General features: G+C 74.1%; 22 protein-coding genes. 16 read left to right on the top strand and 6 right to left on the bottom strand.

The genetic code is table 11. The features are described from left to right. The first annotated feature begins 58 nt into the window (after positions 1-58). Positions 59-667: a DUF1707 SHOCT-like domain-containing protein gene (locus tag H505_RS0111870; protein WP_026402165.1), complete on the top strand. Its 609-nt coding sequence runs from the start codon at positions 59-61 to the stop codon at positions 665-667. A 147-nt stretch (positions 668-814) separates the two neighbouring features. Here the strand turns inward: H505_RS0111870 and glpX are convergent, their stop codons facing one another. Beyond that, positions 815-1,849 (bottom strand): class II fructose-bisphosphatase, encoded by a 1,035-nt coding sequence (glpX, locus tag H505_RS0111865; RefSeq protein WP_026402164.1) that lies wholly within the window; start codon positions 1,847-1,849, stop codon positions 815-817. A gap of 169 nt (positions 1,850-2,018) precedes the next feature. Here glpX and H505_RS0111860 point away from each other — a divergent pair, with 169 nt between their 5' ends. Both H505_RS0111860 and H505_RS41355 read left to right on the top strand, forming a co-directional pair. Further along, positions 2,019-2,678, top strand: a complete 660-nt coding sequence (locus H505_RS0111860) for a TetR/AcrR family transcriptional regulator (protein WP_084550146.1) — start codon at positions 2,019-2,021, stop codon at positions 2,676-2,678. Between the two features lie 31 nt (positions 2,679-2,709). Continuing rightward, positions 2,710-3,381, top strand: a complete 672-nt coding sequence (locus H505_RS41355) for a DUF4245 domain-containing protein (RefSeq protein ID WP_051300572.1) — start codon at positions 2,710-2,712, stop codon at positions 3,379-3,381. A gap of 2 nt (positions 3,382-3,383) precedes the next feature. Here H505_RS41355 and H505_RS41350 read toward each other — a convergent pair whose 3' ends face one another. Then, positions 3,384-3,620, bottom strand: a complete 237-nt coding sequence (locus H505_RS41350) for an exodeoxyribonuclease VII small subunit (protein WP_034517733.1) — start codon at positions 3,618-3,620, stop codon at positions 3,384-3,386. Between the two features lie 10 nt (positions 3,621-3,630). After that, on the bottom strand, positions 3,631-4,845 hold the full coding sequence (gene xseA / locus H505_RS41345; protein WP_034517666.1) for an exodeoxyribonuclease VII large subunit: 1,215 nt from the start codon (positions 4,843-4,845) through the stop codon (positions 3,631-3,633). 96 nt (positions 4,846-4,941) lie between these two features. On the opposite strand from xseA, the gene H505_RS0111840 reads away from it, so the two are divergent. Together H505_RS0111840 and H505_RS0111835 are read left to right on the top strand one after the other, a co-directional pair. Continuing rightward, the gene (locus H505_RS0111840) at positions 4,942-5,367 is read left to right on the top strand and encodes a MarR family transcriptional regulator (protein ID WP_026402162.1); all 426 of its coding nucleotides are present in this window, start codon (positions 4,942-4,944) and stop codon (positions 5,365-5,367) included. 20 nt (positions 5,368-5,387) lie between these two features. After that, positions 5,388-6,626 (top strand): MFS transporter, encoded by a 1,239-nt coding sequence (locus tag H505_RS0111835; protein ID WP_157432970.1) that lies wholly within the window; start codon positions 5,388-5,390, stop codon positions 6,624-6,626. A gap of 66 nt (positions 6,627-6,692) precedes the next feature. Here the strand turns inward: H505_RS0111835 and H505_RS47540 are convergent, their stop codons facing one another. After that, positions 6,693-7,568 carry a DUF8129 domain-containing protein gene (locus tag H505_RS47540; RefSeq protein ID WP_157432969.1) on the bottom strand — a complete coding sequence of 292 codons (876 nt, stop codon included), beginning with the start codon at positions 7,566-7,568 and terminating at the stop codon, positions 6,693-6,695. A gap of 237 nt (positions 7,569-7,805) precedes the next feature. On the opposite strand from H505_RS47540, the gene H505_RS0111825 reads away from it, so the two are divergent. Continuing rightward, the gene (locus H505_RS0111825) at positions 7,806-8,801 is read left to right on the top strand and encodes a 4-hydroxy-3-methylbut-2-enyl diphosphate reductase (protein ID WP_051300570.1); all 996 of its coding nucleotides are present in this window, start codon (positions 7,806-7,808) and stop codon (positions 8,799-8,801) included. Positions 8,802-8,810: 9 nt separating this feature from the next. Here the strand turns inward: H505_RS0111825 and H505_RS47535 are convergent, their stop codons facing one another. Both H505_RS47535 and H505_RS41330 read right to left on the bottom strand, forming a co-directional pair. Then, a complete protein-coding gene (locus H505_RS47535) occupies positions 8,811-9,446 on the bottom strand; it encodes a DUF6542 domain-containing protein (RefSeq protein WP_051300569.1) in 636 nt (211 codons plus the stop codon). Further along, positions 9,443-10,930 (bottom strand): DNA recombination protein RmuC, encoded by a 1,488-nt coding sequence (locus H505_RS41330; protein WP_084550142.1) that lies wholly within the window; start codon positions 10,928-10,930, stop codon positions 9,443-9,445. The genes H505_RS47535 and H505_RS41330 overlap by 4 nt, the downstream gene beginning before the upstream one ends. 189 nt (positions 10,931-11,119) lie before the next feature. Between H505_RS41330 and ychF the strand changes: the two genes are divergently transcribed. From ychF to H505_RS0111755, 10 genes are all read left to right on the top strand, one after another. Next, entirely contained in the window at positions 11,120-12,211 is a 1,092-nt protein-coding gene (gene ychF / locus H505_RS0111810; RefSeq protein WP_026402159.1) for a redox-regulated ATPase YchF, read from the top strand. Positions 12,212-12,575: 364 nt separating this feature from the next. Next, a complete protein-coding gene (locus H505_RS0111805; RefSeq protein WP_034517664.1) occupies positions 12,576-13,559 on the top strand; it encodes a conjugal transfer protein in 984 nt (327 codons plus the stop codon). 57 nt (positions 13,560-13,616) lie between these two features. After that, on the top strand, positions 13,617-13,901 hold the full coding sequence (locus H505_RS0111800; RefSeq protein WP_026402157.1) for a hypothetical protein: 285 nt from the start codon (positions 13,617-13,619) through the stop codon (positions 13,899-13,901). Between the two features lie 38 nt (positions 13,902-13,939). Continuing rightward, complete coding sequence (locus H505_RS48875; protein WP_084550141.1) at positions 13,940-17,647, top strand: TcpE family conjugal transfer membrane protein; 3,708 nt, start codon at positions 13,940-13,942, stop codon at positions 17,645-17,647. A gap of 166 nt (positions 17,648-17,813) precedes the next feature. Beyond that, a complete protein-coding gene (locus H505_RS0111780) occupies positions 17,814-20,300 on the top strand; it encodes an ATP-binding protein (RefSeq protein ID WP_026402153.1) in 2,487 nt (828 codons plus the stop codon). Next, positions 20,297-22,765: a type IV secretion system protein gene (locus H505_RS52350; protein WP_051300568.1), complete on the top strand. Its 2,469-nt coding sequence runs from the start codon at positions 20,297-20,299 to the stop codon at positions 22,763-22,765. The genes H505_RS0111780 and H505_RS52350 overlap by 4 nt, the downstream gene beginning before the upstream one ends. Next, entirely contained in the window at positions 22,765-23,400 is a 636-nt protein-coding gene (locus H505_RS0111770; protein WP_026402152.1) for a hypothetical protein, read from the top strand. The genes H505_RS52350 and H505_RS0111770 overlap by 1 nt, the downstream gene beginning before the upstream one ends. After that, positions 23,397-24,446, top strand: a complete 1,050-nt coding sequence (locus tag H505_RS0111765) for a C40 family peptidase (RefSeq protein ID WP_026402151.1) — start codon at positions 23,397-23,399, stop codon at positions 24,444-24,446. The genes H505_RS0111770 and H505_RS0111765 overlap by 4 nt, the downstream gene beginning before the upstream one ends. Before the next feature lie 57 nt (positions 24,447-24,503). After that, positions 24,504-25,340: a Mut7-C RNAse domain-containing protein gene (locus tag H505_RS41320; protein WP_281173433.1), complete on the top strand. Its 837-nt coding sequence runs from the start codon at positions 24,504-24,506 to the stop codon at positions 25,338-25,340. Positions 25,341-25,377: 37 nt separating this feature from the next. Further along, complete coding sequence (locus H505_RS0111755; RefSeq protein WP_026402150.1) at positions 25,378-25,749, top strand: (deoxy)nucleoside triphosphate pyrophosphohydrolase; 372 nt, start codon at positions 25,378-25,380, stop codon at positions 25,747-25,749. The last annotated feature ends 4 nt before the right edge of the window (positions 25,750-25,753 follow it).

Genomic DNA, 25,753 nt, shown 5'->3' with positions numbered 1-25,753 from the left:
GGACAAATCCCCACCCTTTTTCCGCGGTCCCCGCCGCTGCGCCCGTTAACCTCTAGGGGTGGACATCCCCTCCCGCCCGGCCGCCGAACAGGCGACGCGCGTCCGCGACCTGCGCGCGTCCGACGCCGACCGGGAACGCGTCGCCGCCGTCCTCGGCGAGGCCCTCGCGGACGGCCGCCTCACCATGGCCGAGCACTCCGAACGCACCGCCGCCGCCTACGCCGCCCGCACCCTCGGCGAACTCACCGGCCTCACGGGCGACCTCTCCCCCGAGGAGGCCCAGCCGATCCTCGTGGACGACCGCCCGGTCTCCGTCGTGTTCGGCCGCACCCGCCGCGAGGGCCGCTGGGTCGTCCCCGTCAAGCTCCCCCTCGTCGCCCTCTTCGGCACCGTCGAGCTCGATCTGCGCGAAGCCGTCCTGCAGCGCCGCCACATCGTCCTCGACTCGCTCGTCCTCGCGGGCCGCGTCCGCCTGCTCGTCCCCGACGGCGTCCGCGTCGACGTCACCGGCCGCACGATCCTCAGCCCCCGCGAGGTCCGCACCCGGCCCGCCCCCGACGGCCCCACCATCGAGGTCGCGGGCACGATGCTGTTCGGCTCCGTCCGCGCCCGCGCCCCCAAGCGCACGCTCCGCCAACGCTTCCGAAACCGCCTGACCGGCAACTGACCGCCCGGAGGCCCCGCCTCTCCACGACACCCGGCTGCCGCGCTCGTCCGGGGGATTTGGCGGCCACCGGGGGCTTCTTCTGCGCGGGCGGCGGCGGGGTCCGGCCCGGCCTGCGGGCCGCGGGGCGAGCAGGCCGGGCCTCGTGCGTCAGACCGCGGCGTCGAAGTTGATCGCGCTGTAGGCCCGCAGCTTCGACAGCTTGTGCTCGCTCGAGACGGTGCGGATCGTGCCGCTGCGGGAGCGCATGACGAGGGAGTGCGTGATCGCGGTGCCCTTGTCGTACCGGACGCCGTCGACGAGCTCGCCGTCGGTGATGCCCGTGGCGGCGAAGAAGACGTCGTCGGACGTGACGAGGTCGTCGGTCGTCAGGACGCGGCTGAGGTCGTGGCCCGCGTCGACCGCCTTCTGGCGCTCCTCGTCGTCCTTCGGCCACAGCCGGCCCTGGATCACCCCGCCGAGCGCCTTGATCGCGCAGGCGGCGATGATGCCCTCGGGGGTGCCGCCGATGCCGAGGAGGAGGTCCACGCCGGTGCCGGGACGGGACGCCATGATCGCGCCGGCCACGTCGCCGTCCATGATGAACTTGATGCGCGCGCCCGCCTCGCGGACCTCCTTGACGATGCCCTCGTGCCGCGGGCGGTCCAGGATGCAGACGGTCACGTCGTTCGGCGCCGAGCCCTTCGCGCGGGCGATCGCGCGGATGTTGTCGCCGATCGGGCGCTCGATGTCGACGACGTCGGCGGCCTCGGGCCCGGTGACCAGCTTCTCCATGTAGAACACGGCGGACGGGTCGAACATCGACCCGCGCGGCGCGACGGACAGGACGGCGATCGCGTTGCTCATGCCGAGGGCGGTGAGGCGGGTGCCGTCGACCGGGTCCACCGCGACGTCGCACTCGGCGCCGCCGCCGTCCCCGACCTCCTCGCCGTTGTAGAGCATCGGGGCGTTGTCCTTCTCGCCCTCGCCGATCACGACGACGCCCTTCATGGACACGGTGTTGATCAGCTGGCGCATCGCGTTGACGGCGGCGCCGTCGGCACCGTTCTTGTCCCCGCGCCCCACCCAGCGGGCGGCGGCCATGGCGGCGGCCTCGGTCACCCGGACCAGTTCCATCGCCAGGTTGCGGTCGGGCGCCGCCGGATCGGTCGTCAGCGGGGAGGAGACGGTGGTTTCATCGGACATGTCGCGGCGGCCCTTTCGGTCGATGGTCACTCGGATTCTCCGTTGGCCGACGCCGGGCCACAAATTGGACCAGACCAGCCGGAGTCCGGAGCGAACCGGCACCGGGAATCGGACGGTCCTCCGGGCAAGGGATCGTTTCCCACCGGGAGAGGGCGTAATCTCTGGGCTCATGAGCAGCGACATCGACGTTCCCTCCGGCGAGGTGACACAGAACGGCGCCGCCGGGACGCCCGCGCGGACGTCCGACCGGGGGGCCGCGACGCGCGGGGCCCTGCTGGCCGCGGCACGGGACGTCTTCTGCGAGTCCGGGTTCGCGCAGGCCGCGGTGACCGACATCGTCGCGAAGGCCGGGGCCAGCGTCGGCAGCCTGTACCACCACTTCAACGGCAAGGCCGACCTGTACCTGACGCTGTTCGAGGAGTTCCAGGCCCGGCAGCAGGAGCGCACCCGCAAGGCGATCAACGCGGTGCGGGAGGCCGGGGAGACCGACCCGATGCGGCAGTTCATCGCCGGCGCGGGCGCCTACCTCGACGGCTGCCTGGAGGAGCGGGACGTCTCGCGGCTGTTCATCTCCGGGGACGGCCCGCCGGGGTTCGACCGCGCGATGCGGCAGCGGCTCGGCAAGTGGGCCCGCCGGAACGCGGCGCTGTTCCACACCGCGGACGGCGGCGTGGACGAGGCGCTGGTGATGGTGCTGACGGGCGCGATGGCCGGCGCGGTGTCGGACATCTCACTGATGGAGGACGAGAACGCCGCGCGGCGGCTCGCCGCCGAGATCATGGGGATCGTCGGCACGATCCGCAACCCGCGTACCGCACCCCCTGTCTAGAGCAGCCGCCACCGTAGGGGATCCTGAAAGGGTGACCGACAAGACCCCTGACACCGTGACCGAGGCGGCTCCTTCCGGGCAGGAGCCGATCCCGGTCAGCCCGGGCGTGCACAAGCGGCTCACCACCGGGATCGGCGGTTTCTCGCTGGCGATGGGCGCGTCGCTGATCCTCGCCCTGATGATCTACGTCGTGACGCCGCGGGCGGACGAGCAGATCCTGCCGACCGTCGACTACGGCTCGCAGCTCTGGGTGATGCGCAACGACGCCCCGTTCACGGTGCGGGCCCCCGAGGGGCTGCCCGCGGGGTGGCGCCCGACGAGCTCGCGGGTGCACGGGCTGGACGGCGGGAGCGGCGAGCCGGTCGCGTGGCACCTGGGGTTCGTGACGCCGGACGACCACTACGCGGCGCTCGAGCAGAGCAACGAGAAGGCGTCCGAGTACGTCCCGCGGATGACCAACAGCAGCAAGCCGCTGGGGACGATGCAGGTCGCCGGGCGGACGTGGCAGAAGTACCACCGGGCGGACAAGGAGGCGAACTCGCTGGCGCTCACGCTTCCGGGCGGGGTGAGCCTCGTGGTGACCGGGACCGCCCCCTACGAGGAGCTGGCGGTGCTGGCCGGGTCGCTGAAGGAGCAGCCGAAGGGCGGCGGGCTGAACGCGTCGAGCCCCGCGTCGCCGAGCGCGTCCCCCGGCGCCCCCTGACGTCAGAACGGCGCGCCGGTGCCGCCGTCCTCGGGCTGCGCCATCGCGGCGGCGAGCCGGGCGCGGGCGCCTTCGAGCCACTCCTCGCAGAGCGCGGCGAGCTTCTCACCGCGCTCCCACAGCGCGAGCGACTCCTCCAGGGTGAGGCCGCCGGCCTCCAGCCGCTTCACCACGTCGGCCAGCTCGTCGCGGGCCTGCTCGTACGAGGGCCTCGCCGCCCTCTCCTCCTGCTCCGACACGCGCCCCACCCTAGTCGTCGAGGGGACCCGCGGCGGTCACCCCGAGCCGTCCGGACGCGACGCGCACCGCGAGGTCCTCGCCGGGCCGCACGGACGCGGCGTCCCGCACGACGGCGCCGTCCGCCCGCTGGACGATCGCGTACCCGCGGTCGAGGGTCGCGGCGGGGGAGAGGGCGAGGAGGCGGGCCCGGGTGTGCGACAGCTCGTCGCCGGCCCGGTCGAGCGCGCCGGACAGGCACCGCCGGGCCCGGTCGCGCAGCGCGGCGACCTGCTCGGACTGCCGTTCGATCTCCCGCACCGGGTCGGCCAGCGCGGGCCGCGACCGGACGGACTTCAGCCACGCGAGCTCGCGTTCCACGCCGCCCGCGAGGCACCGGCGCCCCCGGTCGCGGAGCTGCCGGACGAGCTGGAGCTGCTCGCGGACGTCCGGGACGGCCTTCTTCGCCGCGTCGGTCGGGGTGGAGGCGCGGACGTCGGCGACGAGGTCGAGCAGCGGGGTGTCCTGCTCGTGGCCGATGGCGCTGACGACCGGGGTGCGGGCGGCGGAGACGGCGCGGACGAGCGCCTCGTCGGAGAACGGCAGCAGGTCTTCCATCGCGCCCCCGCCGCGCGCGATGATGATCACATCGATCTCGGGATCCGCGTCCAGCGCGCGCAGCGCGGCCATCACCTCGCCGACCGCGTAGGTGCCCTGCACGGCGGTGTTCTCCACGCGGAACGCGACCACGGGCCAGCGGCGCCGCGCGTTCTGCAGGACGTCGTGCTCGGCGTCGGAGTCGCGCCCGCAGATCAGCCCGATCCGGCCGGGCAGGAACGGCAGCGGGCGCTTGCGCTCGGGCCGGAACAGGCCCTCGGCGGCGAGGGTCTTCTTGAGGCGTTCCAGGCGGGCCAGCAGCTCGCCGACGCCGACGGGCCGGATCTCCAGCACGCTGAGCGAGAAGGTGCCCCGGTTGATCCAGAAGTCCGGTTTGGCGTGGACGACGACGCGCGCGCCGTCGGTGAGGGCGGGCCCGGCCGCCTCGACGACGCCGCGCTGCCCGACGAGCCGCACCGACATGTTCGCCACCGGGTCGCGCAGCGTCATGTAGACGGTGCCGCCGCGGGCGTTGAGGTCGGTGATCTGCCCCTCGACCCAGATGCGGCCCAGCTTGCCGATCCAGCCGCCGACCGCCTGCAGGACCGTCCGCACCGGAACCGGGGATTCGGCCGTCGTCTCCATCGCCATGCCCGGCAGCCTATGCGTGTGACGCGGGAGACACGGCCCGTCCCTTCAAAAGTTAGCTCCACTAACTTAGTCTGGCTAAGTAATCGAGGAGAGACCGTGACCGTTCCCGAACGCGAGCTCGCCGAGCAGCTGAACCTGCGGCTCCGGCACGTCGTGCTGATGCTGCGCCGCGCGACCGCCGACCAGCCGGTCACCGCCCAGCAGCTGTCCGTGCTCGGCTCCCTGGAGCACGGGCCGCGGCGGATGACCGAGCTGGCCGCCGAGCACGGCGTCCGGCTGCCGACGATGACCGCGCAGATCAACCGGCTCGAACGCGACGGGCTCGTGGAGCGCGGCCGGGACGGCTCGGACGCCCGCGTCGTCACCGCCCTGCTCACCGCGACCGGACGGGACGTCCTCACGGACGGGCGCGAGCGCCGGATCGGCTACCTGGCCGAACGGTTCGCGGAACTGACCGGCGCGGAGCGCGCCGCCGTCGCCGCGGCGCTGCCCGCGCTCGACAAGCTCTTCTCGGCCGGATGAACGCCTGAGAGGAAAGACCCATGCACGCACGGCCCCCGGAGGCGCACCGCGCCGAAGGCGGCGGACGGGGCGGCATCCTGCGCCAGCCCATGTCGGTGTGGGCGACCGCCTTCGCCGCCGTCGTCGCCTTCATGGGCATCGGGCTGGTCGACCCCATCCTGCCCGCGATCGCCGAGAACCTGGACGCCACGCCCAGCCAGGTCTCGCTGCTGTTCACCAGCTACTTCCTGATCACCGCCGTCGCGATGCTGGTCACCGGCTGGGTGTCCAGCCGGATCGGCGGCAAGAAGACCCTGCTCATCGGGCTCGCGCTCGTCGTCGTGTTCGCCGCGCTCGCCGGGACGTCCGGCACCGTCGGGCAGCTCGTCGGCTTCCGCGCCGGCTGGGGCCTCGGCAACGCGCTGTTCGTCGCCACCGCGCTCGCCGTCATCGTCGGCGCGGCCAGCGGCGGCGCCGAGAAGGCCATCATCCTGTACGAGGCCGCGCTCGGCCTCGGCATCTCGCTCGGCCCGCTCGTCGGCGCGCTGCTCGGCGACCTGAACTGGCGGTTCCCGTTCTTCGGCACCGCCGTCCTGATGGCCGCCGGCTTCCTGCTGATCACGACGCTGCTGCGGGCGACCCCGGCGCCGGCGCGCAAGACCGGGCTGACCGCGCCGATCCGCGCGCTCGCCCACGGCGGCCTGTCGACGACCGCGTTCACCGCGCTGTTCTACAACTACGCGTTCTTCACCGTGCTCGCGTTCACCCCGTTCGTCCTCGGGATGAGCGCCCACGGCATCGGCCTGGTGTTCTTCGGCTGGGGCGTGATGGTGGCGCTCGCGTCGGTGTTCGGCGCGCCCGCGCTGCAGCGCCGTATTGGAACGGTCCGAGTGATGTACCTGGGGCTGGCGCTGCTGATCCTGTTCCAGGTCGGCCTCGCGTTCCTCGGGCACGACGGGATCATCGTCTGCACGATCCTGTCCGGCATCCCGATCGGGCTGAACAACACCGCGTTCACCGAGGCGGCGATGGAGGTCTCCGACAGCCCGCGGCCCGTCGCGTCCGCCGGGTACAACTTCGTCCGCTGGATGGGCGGCGCCCTCGCCCCCTACTTCGCGACGAAGCTCGCCGAGGAGGTCGACCCGCACCTGCCGTACATCGCCGGCGCCGCCGCGTGCGCCGTCGCGATCGGCGTCCTCGCGGCGCGGCGCCGCCACCTGGCGCCGCTGGAGCGCGTCGACGTCGACCACGCGTTCCGGGACGCCCCCGCCCCGGCCTGACGCCGACGGGAAAGGGAACGGCCCGGGAGGTCCGCCTCCCGGGCCGTTCTCCGTGTCTCGCCGGCGTCAGCTCTGGCCGTTCAGCTTGGCGATGCGGCGCTCGTACATCTTGATGATGTCCTCGCGGCCCGCGTGGGTCCGCTCGTACTCGCGCAGGAGCTTCACCTGCTCCACCGACAGCCCGCGCAGGCGCGCGCGCAGCTGCGGCAGGGTCGCCTCGTCGTAGTTCGGCACCGGCAGGCTCTCGGCGACGTGCTCGGCCTCGCTCTGCGCGGCCGGACGCGACTCGGGACGCGGCGTGAACTCGTCCTCGGGCTGCGCGGCCTCCGGCTGCGCGGCCTCCGGCTGCGCGGCCTCCGGCTCGGCGGGCTCCGGCGCCGGGGCGTCGGGCGCCGCGGTCGCGGCGACCTCGGGCGCCGGGCCGTCCTCGGGGACGGGCGGGGCCGCCGGCTCGGCCTGCGGCGCGGGCTCCGGCCGCGGCGCCGACGGCCGCGGCGACGGCGCCGGCTTCGCCACCGGCCCGTCCGACGCGCCCGGCTTGCCGACCGAGATCTCCTTGTCCGGCCGGCGCCGCGCGGCGGCGCCGTCCTCGCGCGCCGCCGACGGGCGCGCCGGCCGCGCCGGACGGGTGCGCCGGGGCCGCACGGGCTCCGGCTCGGGCTCGGGCTCGGCCTGCTCGCCGCGGACGCGCTCCACCACGGTGCCGACGACCTTCTCCGCGGTGTGCTGGACGTCGTCGCGGAGCCGCCCGATCACCGGCTTCACGCCGCCGCCCTCGGTGATCTCCTTGTAGTCGCGGGTCACGCGGTCGCCGAGCAGCAGCGCCCGGCCGACACCGAACATGGCCAGCCGGACGGCGTGCAGCGGGAGGTCGCGGACCTGCTCGCCCACCGTGTCCTGAACCTGCTGCTTGAGGCGGCGCGGCGATGGCGATCTCGTCATGGTCTTTCCTCTTCCTGCCGTCCTTATCAGGGAACTCGGGAGCACACGTACGGTCGTCGAAACTCACTCTGCCCCATGGGTGCGATCACGGTCACCCCGGGTCTTGTCTTTCTGTCCAAAAACGGCGTGCCGTCGGTCACAATGCGGCCGGAACCCTTGCGCCGCGGGCTTCCGCGTCCGCGCGGCACGCCTCACCACCGGGCACGGGACCCGGGCGGCGACTCGTACGATGGGGGCATGACCGCCAACACCCAGCCCGCCAGCACCGCGCCCACGGGTACGCGGGGCCGCGTCCTGCTCGCCAAGCCGCGCGGTTACTGCGCCGGAGTCGACCGGGCCGTGCAGACGGTCGAGATCGCCCTCGAGAAGTACGGGGCCCCGATCTACGTCCGCAAGCAGATCGTCCACAACGTCCACGTGGTGAAGACGCTGGAGGAACGCGGCGCGATCTTCGTGGACGAGACCGAGGAGGTCCCCGAGGGGTCGATCGTGGTCTTCTCGGCGCACGGCGTCGCGCCGGTCGTCCACGACGAGGCCCGCAAGCTGGACCTGCGCACCATCGACGCCACGTGCCCGCTGGTCACGAAGGTGCACAAGGAGGCCGTCCGGTTCGCCGCGCAGGACTACGACATCCTCCTCATCGGCCACGAGGGGCACGAGGAGGTCATCGGCACCTCCGGCGAGGCGCCCGACCACATCCACCTGGTCGACGGGCCCGAGGACGTCGCGAACGTGCGGGTCCGCGACCCCGAGCGGGTCGCGTGGCTGTCGCAGACCACCCTCTCGGTCGACGAGACCATCGCCACCGTCGAGAAGCTCCGCGAGCGGTTCCCCAAGCTGACGGACCCGCCGTCCGACGACATCTGCTACGCCACCCAGAACCGGCAGACCGCCGTCAAGGAGATGGCCGCGCAGTCCCAGCTCGTCATCGTGGTCGGCTCCACCAACTCCTCGAACTCCGTGCGGCTCGTCGAGGTCGCCAAGGAGCACGGCGCGGACGACGCCCACCTCGTCGACTACGCCGAGCAGATCGACCCCGCGTGGCTCGACGGCGTCAGCACCGTCGGCGTGACGAGCGGCGCGTCCGTCCCCGACGAGCTCGTGCAGGGCGTCCTGGCCTGGCTCGCCGAGCGCGGCTACGGCGAGGCCGAGGAGATCGAGTCCGTCGAGGAGCGCATGCGCTTCTCCCTGCCGAAGGAACTCCGCAAGGACCTGCGCATCACGCCCGTCTGACGGCACGGGTCAGTCCGCGTCTCCATGCCGCGGCGCGCGCGCGGCGGGGGAGGACGGGGACTCGTCCCACCGGACCGGGTTCTCGTTCTCCTCCTCCTCGAACAGCCGGACGCCCGCGAGCTTGTCGCGCAGCTCCCGCACGTTCGTCGGGAGCCCGCGCGGCAGCGTGATCAGCAGCACCAGCAGCGTGCCGAGGAACAGCCACGGCGCGGTCCCGGCCAGGGCGGTCAGCACCCCGACGGCGACGCCGCGCAGCAGCGACCCCTGCCCCACCGTGGTGACGAGCACCGCGACCAGGGTGGCGAGGAAGAACACCAGCGGCGGGCTGACGGCCAGCGCCAGCAGGTCCGCCGGGCGGGTGGCGAGCGCGGCGAGCACGCAGCCCACCGTGAAGCCGGCCCCCGCGAGCAGCGGCATGTCGAGCCAGCGCGACAGCAGCCCGCACAGCACGGCCGTCCCGAACACCACGACGATGCCGCCGCGCCCGGTCAGCGTCACCGGACCGGTCGGCGCCGCCGAGCGGGACCCGGACGTCCGGCCGCCGGACGCCCGCGACCGCCGCTGCGGCCCGCCCCGCCGCCGCCCCGCCCCGCGGTGCGTCGGCGGCGTGTCGCCAGGGGCGTCGCGTGCCGTCGATGTGCTCATTGCCACCTCTCTCGCCGATCGCTCTGCCCGGGGACGGCCCAGGTGCCGTACTGCCGGGAGCCCTCGCGCGACGCGTCGCCCTCGTCCCGAGCGACCGGCCCCCGGGAGAGCCCGGCTCGGCGTGCCTCCGCCCGCGGGGCATCGCCCCGAGCATCATCGCCCCGGGCGACGTCATCTGTTCGGGGGACGTCTTCTCGAGAGACATCGTCGCGGGTGGCATCGTCGCGCGGATCGCCGCCGTACGGGGCCTCGCCGTCCGGAACCCCGTTGTACGGGTCGTCCTGCCCGTTGAGCTCCGCCGCCGAAAGCGCGCGCGGGCTCTCCTCCACCGGCCGTGGGCCGTCCAGCGAACCGTCGACGACGCCCAGGTCGTTCAGACGCCGCGCGCTGACGAGCACCCGCGTCTCCAGCGACCCGACCGTCCGGTTGTAGGACTTCACCGCGCCGGTGAGCGCGCGGCCCAGTTCGTCTACGTGCTGCCCCATCGTGCTCAGCCGCTCGTACAGTTCTTTGCCGAGGTCGAACACGGCCCGCGCGTTGCGGGAAAGCGCGGCCTGCTGCCACGCGTACGACGCCGTCCGCAGCATCGTGATGAGGGTCGTGGGGGTGGCGATGTGGACGCGGCGCCGCATCGCGTACTCCAGCAGTTCGGGATCGCGGTCCAGCGCGGGCGCCAGGAACGCCTCGCCCGGGATGAACAGGACCACGAACTCCGGCGCCGGGCTGAACGCCTGCCAGTACGACTTCGCGGCCAGCCGGTCGACGTGGTCGCGCAGGTGGCGGGCGTGCGCGTCGAGCCGCACCGGGTCGCCGCTCTCGGCGGCCTGCAGGTAGGCGGCGAGCGACACCTTCGAGTCGACGACGATGCTCTTGCCGCCGGCGAGCCGCACGACCAGGTCGGGCCGCACCGTCCCGTCCGGCGTCACCGCGCTCGCCTGCTCGTCGAAGTCGCAGTGGTGCGTCATGCCCGCGAGCTCCACGACCCGCCGCAGCTGCAGCTCGCCCCAGCGTCCCCGCGCCTCCGGCCGCTGCAGCGCCCGCACCAGCGTGCGCGTCTCGCGGCCGAGCTGCTCGGAGCTCTGCCGCACGAAGTCGACCTGCTTGGCGAGCATCGCGTGGGACTCGCGGCGGCCCGTCTCCACCTCGCGGAGCTGCTCCTCGACCTTGGCGAGCGTCTCCCGCAGCGGCCCGACCAGGTGCTCGACCGCCTGCTGCCGCCGCTCCAGCTCGCCCGCCGCCTCGGCCCCCGCCGCCTTCAGCCGCGCGTCGGCCAGCTCCAGGAAGCGGGCGTTGCTGGCGTCCAGCGCGCGCGCCGACAGGTTCTCGAAATGCTCGGCCATCCGCTCCTCGGCGTAGGCGAGCTTCTCCTCCGCCGCGCGGGCCCGCGCGATCAGCGCGCCCTGCCGTCCCATCGCCAGGGCCCATCCGGCGACCACGCCGAAGGCGGCCCCGACGACGAGGCCGGCGAGCAGCGCGAGGTCCATCCGTTCATCGTGACAGCGCGGCCGCGAACCGCGACCGCGACGCGCCGGTAACGGCGGCACGGCGGACAATCGGCGCACTGCCGACGGCCCGCCGCCCGGTGCCCGGGGACGGGCGCGGGGACGGGCGCGGTCGATCGGCGGCGCCGCCCCGCACGGTGCGGTGCGTCCGGGCTCGTAAACTTGACGGCCGTGAGCCTCTCCATCGGAATCGTCGGGCTGCCCAACGTCGGCAAGTCCACCCTGTTCAACGCGCTGACCAAGAACGACGCGCTGGCCGCCAACTACCCGTTCGCGACCATCGAGCCCAACGTCGGCGTGGTCGGGGTGCCCGACCCGCGGCTGGGCGCGCTCGCCGGGATCTTCGGCTCGGCGAAGACCATCCCCGCGACGATGGAGTTCGTCGACATCGCGGGCATCGTCAAGGGCGCGTCCGAAGGCCAGGGCCTCGGCAACAAGTTCCTCGCCAACATCCGCGAGACGAACGCGATCTGCCAGGTCATCCGCGCCTTCGAGGACCCCGACGTCACGCACGTGGACGGCGAGGTCGCCCCGTCCCGCGACATCGACACGATCAACACCGAGCTGATCCTGGCCGACCTGCAGACGATCGAGAAGGCCCTGCCGCGCCTCGAGAAGGAGGCCCGGACCAAGAAGGACAAGAATCAGCTCGCCGTCGTCGACGCCGTCACCGCCGCGCAGAAGCTCCTCAACGAGGGCGTCACGATCTTCGCCGGCGCCGACAAGGCCGGCATCGACCCGGCGCTCCTCCGCGAGCTGCACCTCCTCACCGCCAAGCCGTTCCTCTACGTCTTCAACCTGGACGAGGGCGAGCTAACGGACGAGTCCCTGCGCACCCGCCTGCGCGACCTCGTCGCCCCCGCCGAGGCGATCTTCCTCGACGCCAAGATCGAGGCCGAGCTGATCGAGCTGCCCGACGACGAGGCCCTCGAACTCCTGCAGGGCATGGGGCAGGAGGAGTCGGGCCTGTCGCAGCTCGTCCGCATCGGGTTCGACACGCTCGGCCTGCAGACCTACCTCACCGCCGGCCCGAAGGAGTCGCGCGCGTGGACGATCCGCAAGGGCGCCACCGCGCCCGAGGCCGCGGGCGTCATCCACACCGACTTCCAGCGCGGCTTCATCAAGGCCGAGATCGTCTCCTTCGACGACCTGACCGCCGCGGGCTCCATGGCGGCCGCCCGGACCGCCGGCAAGGTCCGCATGGAGGGCAAGGAGTACGTCATGCAGGACGGCGACGTCGTGGAGTTCCGCTTCAACGTCTGAGCCCGCCGCCGGGAGGCGCCGGACGGCCGGCGCGGCGGCCGCGCCGGCCGATCGGCCCGGACACGCACCGCGGACGCTGGCAAAACGTGTGACTCGCGACGCTCGTCCGATTGTGCCCGGGACGCGCTGATCGGAGGCAGGGATAGGGGATCGTCACCGTTTGGCAATCCTTCCCGTTCCTGCTGAGGTGGATCGCATTATCCACAACCGCGTGCCGGGGCTGTGCTTCGCTCGGATGCGCTGGAACAATTGACGCTCGTGGTTACGCTGGGCCCGGGGTGGGTTCGGAAAGGACCACCGCGCAACATCTGGACCAGGCAATCAGAGCGCGCCGACCTTGGGGCGAGGCGCGAGCGGAGGCAGGATGGCTCGCAGGTCGGCCGTGAAACGCGGCCGTGACACCGCCGTGGTCGACGAGACCGCGGCGCCGGGTCTGTCCGTCGACCCGTGGGAGGTCCCGGACGACCGGGGCCGCGGCGGCCCGCGCGGCGGCCGCTGGTCCGGATCCGGCGGCCGCTGGTGGGTCTGGACGGGCCGCGCCGTCCTCTGGGCCCTGATCATCGTCATCCTCGTCAACGGGATCCGCGCCCCCTTCGAACGCTTCACCGCCGCGGACGCCCCCGACACGGCCGCCGCGCCCAAGTCGTCCCCCGAACGCGCCCAGTTCCCGACCAGCGCCGCCGGGGCATTCGCCCTGCAGTTCGCCAACGTCTATCTGAATTACGACCAGGAGAACGCCGCGGACCGCCAGACCCAATTGCGCACGTTCCTGCCCGAGGGCGCCGACCCGCAATTCGGCTGGAACGGAACCGGAACGCTGCAGGTCCAGTCCGTGCAGGTCGCGGGCGTGCAGGCGCGCGACGCGCGCAACGCCACCGTCACCCTCCTCGCCCGCACCGGCGACAAGTGGCTGCGCCTCGCCGTCCCCGTCTACGCGAACGAGTCCGGCGCGCTCGTCGTCGCCGCCCGTCCCGCGCTGCTCCCCCCGCCCGCGAAGGCCGCACTGCCGCAGCAGGAGGCCGCACCGCGCGACACCCCCCTCGAAGGCGAACTCCAGCCCATCCTCGTGACGTTCTTCCAGGCGTACGCGCGCAGCGACACCACCGCCCTGTCCCGGTTCGCCGCGGGCAGCCCCATCAGCGGCCTCGCCCGCTCGGTCGAGTTCCTCCGCGTCGCCGAGGTCGTCGCCCCGCAGGGCTCGGCCGGCGCCCGCACCGTCACCGCGAGCGTCGTCTGGCGCGTCGCCGGCGGCGAACTCGAGCAGGCATACGAACTCGACATGGTGCGCAAGGACGCGACCTGGTACGTCAAGGACATCCGCGGCACCACCGATCCCGACCCGTCATGAAAGGCCGCGAGATGAACGCCCGCCCGTCCCCCCACGCCGAACCAGGAAGGTAAGTCGATGCTGCACCACCTCATGGCGTCGATTCCGCCCGAGATCCTGGCGGCACCCGACGACTCCTTCGATCCGGACGGGCTCGCCAGCTGGCTCCGCGGATTCTTCGGCCCGCTCTTCCTCGTCACCGTCTCCATCGTGGCGATCTTCTTCCTGTTCACCCGTGAGATCACCCGGTTCGCGCAGTTCATCGTCCTGGCGATCGGCATCGCCATCGTCTTCTACGTGCCCCAGATCATCGAGACCGCTGCCAAGGCGATCGCCACCGCACTGGGAGTGGACGGCAGCTGACCCGGAGACCGTGCTCGCATCCATAGGGGAGTAGGGGCGTGGATCTACCCACGTACACGAACATCTGGCGCATCGAGAAGCGGTTGTACAAGCTGTACGACCTGCGGCTCCCGATGCCGCTGCCGCTCGTCCAGATCGGCGTGTTCCTCGGCGTGTTCGTGCCCTGGATCGTGATGCTGCAACTCGTCGGCGTGCCCTTCGAGTCCCCGTGGCACGTCGTCTACATCGTCCCGCCCGGCGTCCTCACCTGGCTCGCGACCCGCCCCGTCATCGAGGGCAAGCGCCTCACCGAACTGCTCCTCTCGCAGGGCCGCTACCTCGCCGAGCCCCGCACCTGGTGCCGCCTCACCCCCATCCGCGAGCCCCGCGAAGTCGTCATCGTCGCGCGCGTCTGGCGCCGTCCCGGCGCCCCCGCCCCGGCGCCCGAGCGCGTCGCCGTCAAGTCCCGCCGCCGGCCCGCCCCGGCCGCCGAGGCCCCCGAGGTCCCGGCGCCCCGCATCGAGGCGCCCCCCGCGGCGCCCCGCCTGGAGGGCGCGCCCGGCAACGGGAAGCGCGGCCTCGTGTCCGGCGTCCGCCGCCCCGGCGCCCCCGGCTTTGCCACCGCGATGGCCCCCGCCGAGGAACCCCCGGCCCCCCGGCCCCCCGCCCCGCGAGCCGAGCCCACCCCGCTCAAGGCACCGACCGCAGGTCCGGCCGCCGGGTCGGGCGCCGCGGCCAGCGGCGCGACGAGCGGCGGCGGGTCCGACGCCGCGTCCGGTGGCGGCTCGGGTGCCGCACCCGGCGGCGCGCCCGGTGGCGAGCCCGGCGACAAGAAGGTCGCCGGCCCCGTCCCGACGCGCCCCGACATCCCGATGGTCCCGGGCGCGTTCGGAGCCCCCGAACCCCTCGTCAACGAGGCCCAGCCGCGCCACCCCGGCGCGCCCGCCCCGCGCCCGCCCGACCGCCGCGTCGCCCCGGGGCGCCCGCCCGCCGCCTCGCGCCCGGGACCGCCGCCGCAGGGCGAGCGTCCCGGCGCGGCCGAGTCCATGCCGGGACGCCCGCAGCAAGCCCGTCCGTCCGCGCCCGCCGCCTCGCAGGCCCAGCCGCCCGCGCCCGTCCGCCCGGCGGCCCCGCCGCAGAGCGAGCGCGCGGCCACGGGGCAGCCTCCGGCCGCGCCGCAGGAGCAGCCTGCGGGCCCGTCCTGGTCGTCCCCATCGGGTGAGCCGTCGCAGGGCCGTCCGTCCGAGCCCGTCCGTCCGGCCGCAGCGGAGCAGCGAGTGGCGCCGGGTGCCGAGGCGTCGGCGAGCGGACACGCCGCCCCGCAGGGCGCCGCGCCCGATGCCGGGCGCGCTCGCCCTGCAGAGGCCGCGCCGGGACAGGCGGGGCCGGAGCAGCCGTCCGCGCCCGTCCGTCCGGCGGTCCCGCCGCAGGACGAGCGCAAGGCCACGGGGCAGCCCCCGGCGGCGCCGCAGGAGCAGCCCGCGGGCCCGTCCTGGTCGTCCCCATCGGGTGAGCCGTCGCAGGGCCGTCCCTCCGAGCCCGTTCGCCCGGCCGCTGGGGAGGAGCGGGTCGCGCCGAGTGCCGAGGCGTCGGAGAGCGAGCGGGTCGCCGGGCAGGCGGGTCTACAGGCTGAGGCGCCCGACGCCGGGCGCGCTCGTCCCGCAGGGGCCGCGCCGGGACACGCAGGGCCGGAGAGCGAGCGGGTCGCCGGGCAGGCGGGTGTACAGGCTGAGGCGCCCGATGTCGGGCGTGCTCGTCCCGCAGGGGCCGCGCCGGGACAGGCGGGGCCGGAGCAGCCTTCCGCGCCCGTTCGTCCGGTGCCCTCGCCGCAGGACGAGCGCGCGGCCACGGGGCAGCCTCCGGCGGTGCCGCAGGCGCAGCCCACCGGCCCGTCCTGGTCGTCCGGTGCGCCGTCAGGCGAGCCGTCGTCGCAGGAGCGTCCGTCCGAGTCCGTGCCTGCGGCCGCGGCGGAAAGCGAGCGGGCCGTCGGGCAGGCCGCCGCGCAGGCTGACGTGGCCGATGTTGGACGTTCCCCCGCAGGGGCCGAGCAGCCCTCGGCGCCCGTCCGTCCGGAGGGTGCGCCGCGGGGTGAGCGCGTCGACCTGGGAAAGCAGTCTCCTGCGGTCTCGGAAGAGCAGGCGTCCGGGGTGGGCCGGTCGGCCGCCTCGGGTGAGCCGCATGCGGAGGGTGTGCCGTCGCAGGGGCGTCCGTCCGAGTCTGTGCCTGCGGCGGAGCAGCAGCGGGTTGAGCCGGGTGCCGAGGCGACGGAGAGCGAGCGGGCCGTCGGGCGGGCTGACGGGGCCGATGCTGGACGTTCCCCCGCCGGGGCCGTGCCCGGACACGCTGCGCCCGGGCCGGTCGTTCGGCCGGCGGCTCCTCCGCAGGGCGAGCGTGCGGCCACGGGGCCGCAGCCGGCCGTGCCGCAGGGGGCGGAACCGGCGGACGGCGACCGGCGGGTTCCGGCCGCTTCCGCGAGCGAGCCCGCGCCCGCGCGGCCCCCGGGGTTCGGGGACCCGCCGCGGACGTTCGGGCAGGCCCCGGTACCCGGAGAAGCGCCGGACGGGGCCGGACGGGCGCCCGTGCCGGGGCACCAGGTCCCCGCGGCGTCCCAGCAGGGCTGGCCGCCCGCGCAGCAGGAAGAGCCGGAGGCACCGCGGCTCGAGGCGCCGCGGCCGTGGTCGAAGGGGCTGTCGAAGCCGGCGCGGCCGGCGGCGACGGACGCGCAGATGTGGCCGCCGGCGCCGGAGCCGGGGGTGCCGCAGGACGAGGAGCCGCCGCCGCGGGACGTCCGGTCCGGGCCGCAGTCGCCGGTGCGGCCGCGGCCGCTGCCGCCGCCCCCGCCGCCCCCGCCGTCGGGTCCGGCGATCACGCCGCCGGGGCCGGAGCACGAGGTGAGCGCCGGCGGGCTGCGGCGGCTGTTCCAGGCCGTCGGCGGCGGGCACGGCGACGTGGACGCCGAGTACCAGCTGCGGCTCCAGCAGCCGTTCCGCGGGACGCGGCACGTGGTGGTGCTCGGCTGCACCGGGGGCGCCGGGCAGACGGTCACGGCGCTGATGCTCGGGCACACGTTCGCGCAGCACAACGCCGAACCCGTCGTGGCGATCGACGTGAACCCGGGGCCGGGCGCGCTGGCGCGGCGGACCCGCAGCGAGACGAACGAGACGCTGACCGGGCTCATCACGCGCGCGGACCAGGTCGGCAGCCTGACGGCGATGCGGCGGTACACGTCGCAGGCCAAGTCGGGCCTCGACGTGATCGCGGCGGGCAAGAACCCGCTGCAGGCCCTCGATGACCGCGACTACGCGCTGGCGATCAAGACGATCGACCGGTTCTACTCCGTGACCCTGCTGGACGCGGCGGCGGCGGTGGTGGCGCGGGTGCTGCCGTACGCCGACCAGCTCGTGCTGGTGGCGCCGGCCAGCGCGGACGCGCCGCGGGCGGTGGCGATGACGTACGAGTGGCTGGACGGCCACGGGTACGAGGAGCTGCGGTCGCGGGCCGTCACGGTGATCAATGGGGTGAGTCGCCGCAGCATGGACGACGTCGAGCAGGCGGAGGCCATGGCGCGCGGCCGGTGCCGGGCCCTCGTGCGGATTCCGTGGGACGATCACCTCAGCATGGATCGCGCGCCGCGCAACGAGCTGAAGTCGTTGCGCGCCCCGACGCGGCGTGCCTATCTTGCCCTCGCCGGCGTGGTCGCCGGCGGGTTCGGCGTCGTGCCCGAGCGTTACCAGGAGCTTCACCAGGAGCAGGAGGCCACCCGATGAGCGCCCCGCGCGGGCACCGAGCGGAGACCGCCATGAGCCGGGCATCCCTGGCGGGGGCGACTGACGTTGCTGACCGCCCGGACCAAGAACACTCTCTCCGGCATCCCTTCGCGGAACGGCGCGGATCGGGAGAATCAGTCGGTGGGACCGAGGTCGGGAGGGCGGCATGAGCAAGTCCAGCCGGCTGGCCGTGCGCTACTTCGACGACCGGGTGCTGCTCACCGACAACGCGGCCTGGGCGTACTTCCGGTTGCCGACGGTGTCGTACGAGTTCACCACCGGGGAGGAGCGCGAGGCGCTCGCCACCAACGTCACGATCGCGCTCGCCGGCATCCGGATGCAGGACGCGGAGGTCCACCTGCGGATCGCGCACCGGACGTACCCGGCCGCGGAGTGGGCGCTCGCACTGGACCGGACGTCCGACGGCGGCCCCGGGTGGCGCGAGTACCTGGAGGAGACCTACGCCCACGTGTGGGCCAAGGACTTCTGGACCAAGGAGGTCTACCTCGGGGTGCGGCTGGGGCCGCGCGGGATGGGCGCGAACCTGTCCGGGGGAGTCCTGTCGCAGCTGCTCGGCTTCTACAAGCGCAGCGAGAACGCTCTCGGCGTGCACGACGACGCGGTCGACAAGAAGGAGATCGCGCGCTGGACGGAGCAGGCCGAGCGTATCGGACGGGCGCTGGGCGGTTCGGCCCTCTACGCCCGGCACGCCACCTCGACCGAGGTGGCGTGGCTGTTCCAGCACGCGGTGACGGGGTCGCTCGCCGACCCGCCGCCGTCGGCGGTGCCGCGGCGCACGTGGGGCAAGGGCGAGATCGAGTCGCTGGTGGAGGGCGCGATCCACAACGGCCGCTCCTACCTGCGGGTGGAGCAGCCGAACCACGGCGCGGGGCGCGGCGCGACGGCCGCGTCGTACGTCGCGTACCTGTCGTTCGCGCGGTTCCCCGACCTGATGCCGTTCCCGGACGGCGAGCCGTGGCTCCACTACGCGGACGCGCTGCCGTTCCCCGTCGAGATCAGCGCGCGGATGAAGCTGATCCCGCCGGCGAAGGCGTCCAAGGACGTCTCGCGGAAGCTCGCCCACGCCCGGGACATGGACCAGCACATCCGGGAGGCGGGCGCGGAGGCGCCGATCGCGCTGGCGGAGCAGATCGACGCGGCGCGGATGCTGGAGCACGGCATCACCAAGGAGCGGCTGCCGTTCGTGTACGGGTGGCACCGGCTGATCGTGTCGGCGCCCACCGAGGACCTGCTGGCGCAGCGGGTCGACGCGGTGGTGGAGCACTACCGCGACATCGGCATCGACGTCGTCAACTCGACCGGCGACCAGTTCTCCCTGTTCCTGGAGTCGCTGCCCGGCGACCGGATCCGGCTGAACGCGTACGCGCAGCGGCAGCCCCTGCGGACGATCGCGGGCGGCATGCCCGTCGCGACCGTCGACCTCGGCGACCGTCCGGACGACGCGCAGGAGGGCTGGATCGGCCCGTACGTCGGGGAGACGCTGGGACGGGCGCGGTCGATCGTCCACTTCGACCCGCTGGTCGCGGCGGCCCGGAACCGTCCGACCGCCGTCGCGATCACCGGCGAGCCCGGCGGCGGCAAGACGACGCTGGCGCTGCTGCTCATCTACCAGATGGCGCTGCGCGGGGTGACGGTCGCGGCGATCGACCCGAAGGGCGATGCGGAGACGCTCGTCGAGCTGCTGAAGGCGCGGGGCCGCCGGGCGCGGATCCTGCCGCTGGGGTCGGCGGCGCCCGGCCTGCTCGACCCGTTCTCGTTCGGCGACGACCTCGCGGCGAAGAAGACGATGGCGACCGAGACGCTCCGGCTGCTGCTGCCGCGCATGTCGGAGGAGCGCGAGTCCGCGATGATCCAGGCGGTCGGCGCGGTCGCGAACGGGGAGCGGCCGTCCCTCGGCCGGGTCGTGGACCACCTGGAGGCGTCGGACGACCCGGCGTCGAAGAACCTCGGGGCGGTGCTGCGGTCGATGTCGGAGATGCGGCTGGCGCGGCTGTGCTTCGACCCGTCCGGCGGCGAGCGCATCGACACCGAGGGCTGGACGACGGTGTTCACCCTCGGCGGCCTCACGCTGCCGGACGTCACGATCGCGCGGGAGGACTACTCCTACGAGCAGCGGCTGTCGGTCGCGCTGATGTACCTGGTGTCGCAGTTCGCGCGGCGGCTCATGCACGGCCTGGACCGGCGGCTGCCGAAGGCGATCTTCCTGGACGAGGCGTGGGCCGTCACCGCGACGCCCGAGGGGGCCAAGCTGATCCCCGAGGTGTCGCGGATGGGCCGGTCCCGCAACACCGCCCTGATCCTGGTCTCCCAGAACGCGGGGGACCTGCTGAACGAGCAGGTGACGAACTGCCTGTCCTCGGTGTTCTCCTTCCGCTCCACCGAGCGGGTGGAGGTCGGCAACGTCATGGCGCTTCTCGGGGTGGAGGCGTCCGACGAGCACAAGGCCGTGCTCCGCAACCTCGGCAACGGCGAATGCATCTTCCGTGACCTCGACGGCCGTGCGGGACGCATCGGCGTCGACCTGATCTCCGAGGAACTGCAGCGTTGGCTGGACACCAACCCGACCCGGTCCAGACCGTGGTCGTCCGAACTCACCGTCGCGGGGGCCGAGACCGAGGAGGTCGGTCGATGAACCCGCCCCGCCACCGGACGTCCCGCCTGCAGCGTTCACCGGAGGCGGGGCTCGACCCGTCCGTCCCGGACGGCAGGCGGCGGCGTCGCACGCGCCGCCGTCCGCGCACCCGCCGCTCCGCGGTGCTGCTCACGATCATGGCGCTGCTGATGCTGAGCCCCATGACGCCGACCGCGTCGGCGATTCCCCTCCCCAGCGTCAACGACTCCTGCCGTCCCGCCGACAACCCCGCGCCCGAGCAGTACGGGACGGGCGCGGACGGGCTCATCAAGCCGCCCGGCTACCCCAGCGAGCAGCTCCAGAAGACGTCCGCCGAGGACCTGACGTACTACGACCGGTACGGCACCGCGGGCCAGACCTGGTACGCGGTCGACATGGGCTGCTCGGACGCGATGGCGATGATGGGCAACGCCCTCGCCAACACCACGTTCACGCTGGTCCGGGCGATCGACCGGACGACGATCAGCGTGTACCAGTCGGCGGCGTCCGAGTCGCTGCTGAGCTGGCTGAAGGGCACGGTGGACGACGTCATCAGCGGCGTCGGCGAGACGTTCAACGCCCGGTACTGGTCGTGGGTGGTCATCCTCGGTGCGATGTGGCTCGCGTGGTGGGGCCTGGTCCGGCGGCGCGCCAGCAAGGTGACCGAGGGCGTCGTGTGGATGGTCGCCGCGATGGTGGCGCTGATCTGGCTGATCGCGCGGCCCGCGGACTTCACCACGCTCGGGACGAAGGTGTCGGAGGCGACGAGCGCGGCGTTCAACGCGGCGCTGCCGCAGAGCGACACGCGGGGCGGGGAGTGCATCCCGCGCCCGGAGGGGCAACCGGATCCGGCCGAGTCGGCCGACCTGGACGCGACGACGCGCAACGCGAACAAGCTGTGGGTGGCGCTCGTCTGCAAACCGTGGCTGCAGGGCGAGTTCGGCACGACGGACCCGGACGCGGAGATCGTCAAGGACAACGCCGACAGGCTGCTGTGGTCGCAGGCGGTGGGGCTGCCGGAGACGCACGGCTCCGAGGACGTCGACATGGAGGCGAAGGCCGACGCCTACAAGGACGTCGCCTCCAACATCAAGGAAGAGCATCCCGAGACCTATTCGCTGTTCCAGGGCAAGAACTGGCAGAACCGGCTGGCGGTGGCGTTCGGGGCGCTGTTCGCGGCGCTGGTCGCGGGGCTGCTGATCCTGGTCATCGCGATCGCGCTGATCGTGGTGAAGATCGCGTTCCTGCTGTTGCTGGTGGCGGGGCCGATCTTCCTCGGGATCGGGATCCATCCGGGCATCGGGCGGGTGATCGCGGTCCGCTGGCTCGAGTTGCTGCTGTCCATGCTGCTGAAGCAGGCGGCCCTCATCGGGGTGCTGTCGCTGCTGCTGTGGGCGTACGGGCTGATCCTCGGCGAGACGCTGCCGTGGGGCTTGCAGGTGCTGCTCATCGCGCTGGTGACGGGCGCCGCGTTCGTGTACCGCAAACCGTTCCAGCATCTGTTCTCGGCGGTCGGCTACTCGGCGGTGGGGTCGCGCGACAAGAGCGAGGCGCAGCTGGACAAGTCGGTCGCGGAGGCGCGCAAGAGCACGACGGCGGTCGCGGGCGCGGTGGTGCCGGGCGCGGCCGGGTACCGGCTGGGCGGCCGCCGCGGCAAGGACGCCGCCGCGGAGAACGGCGCGGCCGTGGCGCAGGGCGCCGACGGGCAGGCCGCCACCGGCACGCTGACCGATCGCCGCGCGGGCGGCACGGGCCCCGGCGCGGGCGAGGGCGCGTCGCCGGAGGAGGCGCCGGTGCTGGCGGCGAAGCCGCGCGGCGCCGGGACGGCGCCGGGACGGTCGCGGCGCGGCGCGCCCCCGCTGAACCTGCCGTCCCGCGCGGGACGCGACGCGCCCGCGGCGGGCGGGTCCGACGCGGGCGGCGGCTCGGGAGGCGGTGCGGGCGGCCTGATCGCGGCGCGCGGCGGCGGCGTGTCCGGGACGCGCGGACGCTCGGACGGCGGCGGTTCGGACGGCGGCGGCGCCGGGCGGGGCACTCCGCGCCCGACCTCGTGGACGGGCGGCGGCACCGGCTCCGGCAACGGCGGCGGCGGTGGCAACGGCGGCGGGTCCGGCGGTGGCGGCGGCTGGTTCGCCGGCGGCGGACGGTCGGGCGGCGCCCCGCAGCGCGGCGGCGGGGGCACAGGCGGCGGTTCCGCGCCCTCCCGCGCCTCCGGCGGGTCCGGCGGCGGTTCGGGACGCTCCGGGCCGGGGCGGTCCGGCGGCGACCCGGCGTCGAACGTGCCCAGGCCGCGCGCCGGCGCGGGCGGCGGTGGCGCCGCCCCGGCGCCCGGCGGCTCCGGCGGGTCCGGTGGGTCCGGTGGCGGGGGCGGCCGGCAGGCGCCGCCGCCGCTCTGGGGCCGGCGCTCGCCCGGCGACGAGCCGCCGCTGCCGTTCTGGCTGCGTCCGGCCGGGGGCTCGTCCGGTGAGCCGGGCCGGGACGAGTGATGAACCTCGACGATCGGCAACGCAAGATCGTCTTCGCGGGGCTGGTGGCGGTGCTCGCCGCGGTCGGCGTGTACCTGACGGTCGCCGGGCCCGAGCGGGCGACCGGCGAGCCGGACGGCGCGCCGACGGCCGCGGCGCCCGCGCCGTCCGGGCCCGCGTCGCCGCCGCCGGGCATCCGGACGGCGGTGAACCCGGACGACTTCGACCTCTACCGGCTGCTGCCGTTCTCCCGGGCGGAGTTCGCGACGGCCGCCGAGGTGGCGCAGAAGTTCGTGGCCGCGTACGCGACGTACCGGTACGACGAGGAACCGCGGAAGTACGACGAGCGGCTGTCGCCGCTGGTCACCGAGCAGCTGCGCGGCGAGCTGGCGCGGGCGCACGCCTCGGCGGGGCTCGTCGCGCAGCGGCGGCAGGACCGGACGGTCGCGACCGGGACGGCGTCGCTCGACCGGGTCCGCGACATCGGCGACAACTCGATCATCTTTCTGGTGACCGGCACGCAGACGGTCACCGCGGGGGGCAAGGAGACCGGCGAGAACAAGCGGTGGGCGGTGACGGTGGTGCGGGACGGCGGATCGCTGCGGGTGTACGCGTTCGAACCGGCGGACGCCGGTCAGGAGGGTGACACGGGATGACGGCCCGGCGGCTGCTGTTCGCGGGCGCGCTCGGCACTGCGGGCCTGCTGTTCGTCGCGCTGATCTTCGTCCCGGTGTTGTTCGGGGCGAGCCAGTTCATGTTCGGCGGCGGGGCGGGGTCCCGGTGCACGGACACGTCGGGCGCGGGGGCGCAGCCCGCCGTTGCGCGCGACGCGGAGGCGATCCCCGGCGCGTTCCTCGAGCTGTACCGGCGGGCGGGCAAGGACTACGGGATCCCGTGGAACGTCCTGGCGGGCGTCGGCAAGGTCGAGACCGACCACGGGCGGTCGACGCTGCCGGGCGTCAGCAGCGGGGAGAACTACGCGGGCGCGGGCGGCCCGATGCAGTTCCTCGCCGCGACGTTCAAGTCGTACGGGGTCGACGGCAACGACGACGGGAAGAAGGACCGGTACGACCCGGTGGACGCGATCCCGTCGGCCGCCGCGTACCTGAAGGCCAGCGGCGCGCCGGACCGGATGCGGGACGCGATCTTCGCCTACAACCACTCGTGGGACTACGTGGACCTCGTCCTCGACTGGGCCGGGAAGTACGCCGGCGGGAACTTCGAGGTCGTGCAGAGCAACGGCGTGAACTGCGAGGACAACGAGCTGCCCGCCGGGCTCGACGGCGTCGTCAAGGAGATCATCGAGTTCGCGATGGCGCAGCGCGGCAAGCCGTACGTGTTCGGCGCGAACGGGCCGGACGCCTGGGACTGCTCCAGCCTGATCCAGGCGGCGTACCGGCAGGTGGGGCTGTCGATCCCGCGGACGACGTTCCAGCAGTGGCCGTTCGGCAAGAAGGTCGGGAAGGGCGACGAGCAGCCGGGCGACCTCGTGTTCTTCAACTCGGGGCCGGGGACGTCCGCGGACAATCCGGGGCACGTCGGGATGGTGATCTCGAAGGGCAAGATGATCGTCGCGCGGTGCTCGACGTGCGTGCCCGCGATCGCCGTCCAGTCGTACGAGCGGTCGGACTGGATCGGCTCGACGCGCCCGCTGGCGAAGCCGGAACTGCAGCGGCAGCTCCAGGCGGCCGCGCAGGAGTAGGACGCGGCGCCGGATATTCCGGAAGGAAACGGGGGTGCCGCGTGGCATGCTGACCGCGTGGACGCCGAGATAACGATCCGAGTCGCCGACGAACTGCTGATGTTCCTGCCCGCCGCCCGGCGCGAGCCGGTCCGGCGCGTCCCGTACGACGGGACGTCGACGCTGGGGCACCTGGTGGAGTCGCTCGGCGTGCCGCTGCCCGAGGTCGGGCCCATGACCGTCGGCGGCGAGCCGGTCGACGCCGCGTTCCGCCCGCGGGACGGCGACGAGGTGCTGGTCGGCGCCGTGCCGCGCCCGCAGCCGGTGCCGCTGGAGCCCGCCCAGGTCGCGCCGCGCTTCCTGCTGGACGTGCACCTCGGCACGCTGGCGCGCCGGATGCGGCTGCTCGGCCTCGACACCGCCTACCACAACGACATGGACGACCCCGCCCTCGTCGTGCAGGCCAACGAGGAGGGGCGCGTCCTGTTGACCCAGGACCGGGGGCTGCTGCGCCGCCGCGCGCTGTGGTTCGGCGCGTACGTCCGCGGTTCCCGGCCGGACGACCAGCTCCGCGACATGCTCGAGCGGTTCGCGCCCGCGCTGAGGCCGTGGACGCGCTGCACCGCCTGCAACGGCGGGCTCGTCGCGGTCGACAAGACCGAGATCGAGCGGGAGCTGGAGGCGGGCACGCGCCGCAGCTACGACGTCTACGGACGGTGCGAGCGGTGCGGGCAGGTGTACTGGCGCGGCGCCCACGGCGACCACCTGGAGGAGATCGTCCGGGACGCGGTGCGGCTCGTCGCGGACGTCCGCGGGGACGCCGCCGCGCCCGACGGGACGGCGGACGCGGCGGACGGCGCGGCGGACGGCGCGGCGGGCGGAACCGGCCGGGCCGAGGCGGCCGTCTCAGAGTGAGACGAGGAAGGGGCTGGTTCCCATCGACCTGATCGTGGTGGGTGCGGCGATCATCGCGGACGGGCGGCTGCTGGCCGCCCAGCGGGCCGAGCCGGCCCACATGGCGGGCGGCTGGGAGCTGCCCGGCGGCAAGGTCGACCCAGGCGAGTTCGACACCGACGCGCTCGTCCGGGAGTGCCGCGAGGAGCTGGCGGTCGGGATCCGGCCGGACCGGCGGATCGGCGGCGACTGGCGGCTGAGCGACCGCGCCGTGCTGCGGGTGTGGACGGCGCGGATCACCGAGGGGGAGCCGCGGGCGCTGGAGCACCTCGCGCTGCGCTGGCTCGCGCCGGGCGAGCTGTACGACGTGGAGTGGCTCCCGGGCGACCGGCCGGTCATCGACGTGTTCGCCCGGGAGGGCCTCGGCTGAGGGG

Origin of the sequence: Actinomadura rifamycini DSM 43936 (assembly GCF_000425065.1) — a bacterium.
Lineage (GTDB): Bacteria > Actinomycetota > Actinomycetes > Streptosporangiales > Streptosporangiaceae > Spirillospora > Spirillospora rifamycini.
Note: the sequence above shows the minus strand (reverse complement) of the source record. Positions and strands in the feature narration are given on the sequence as shown.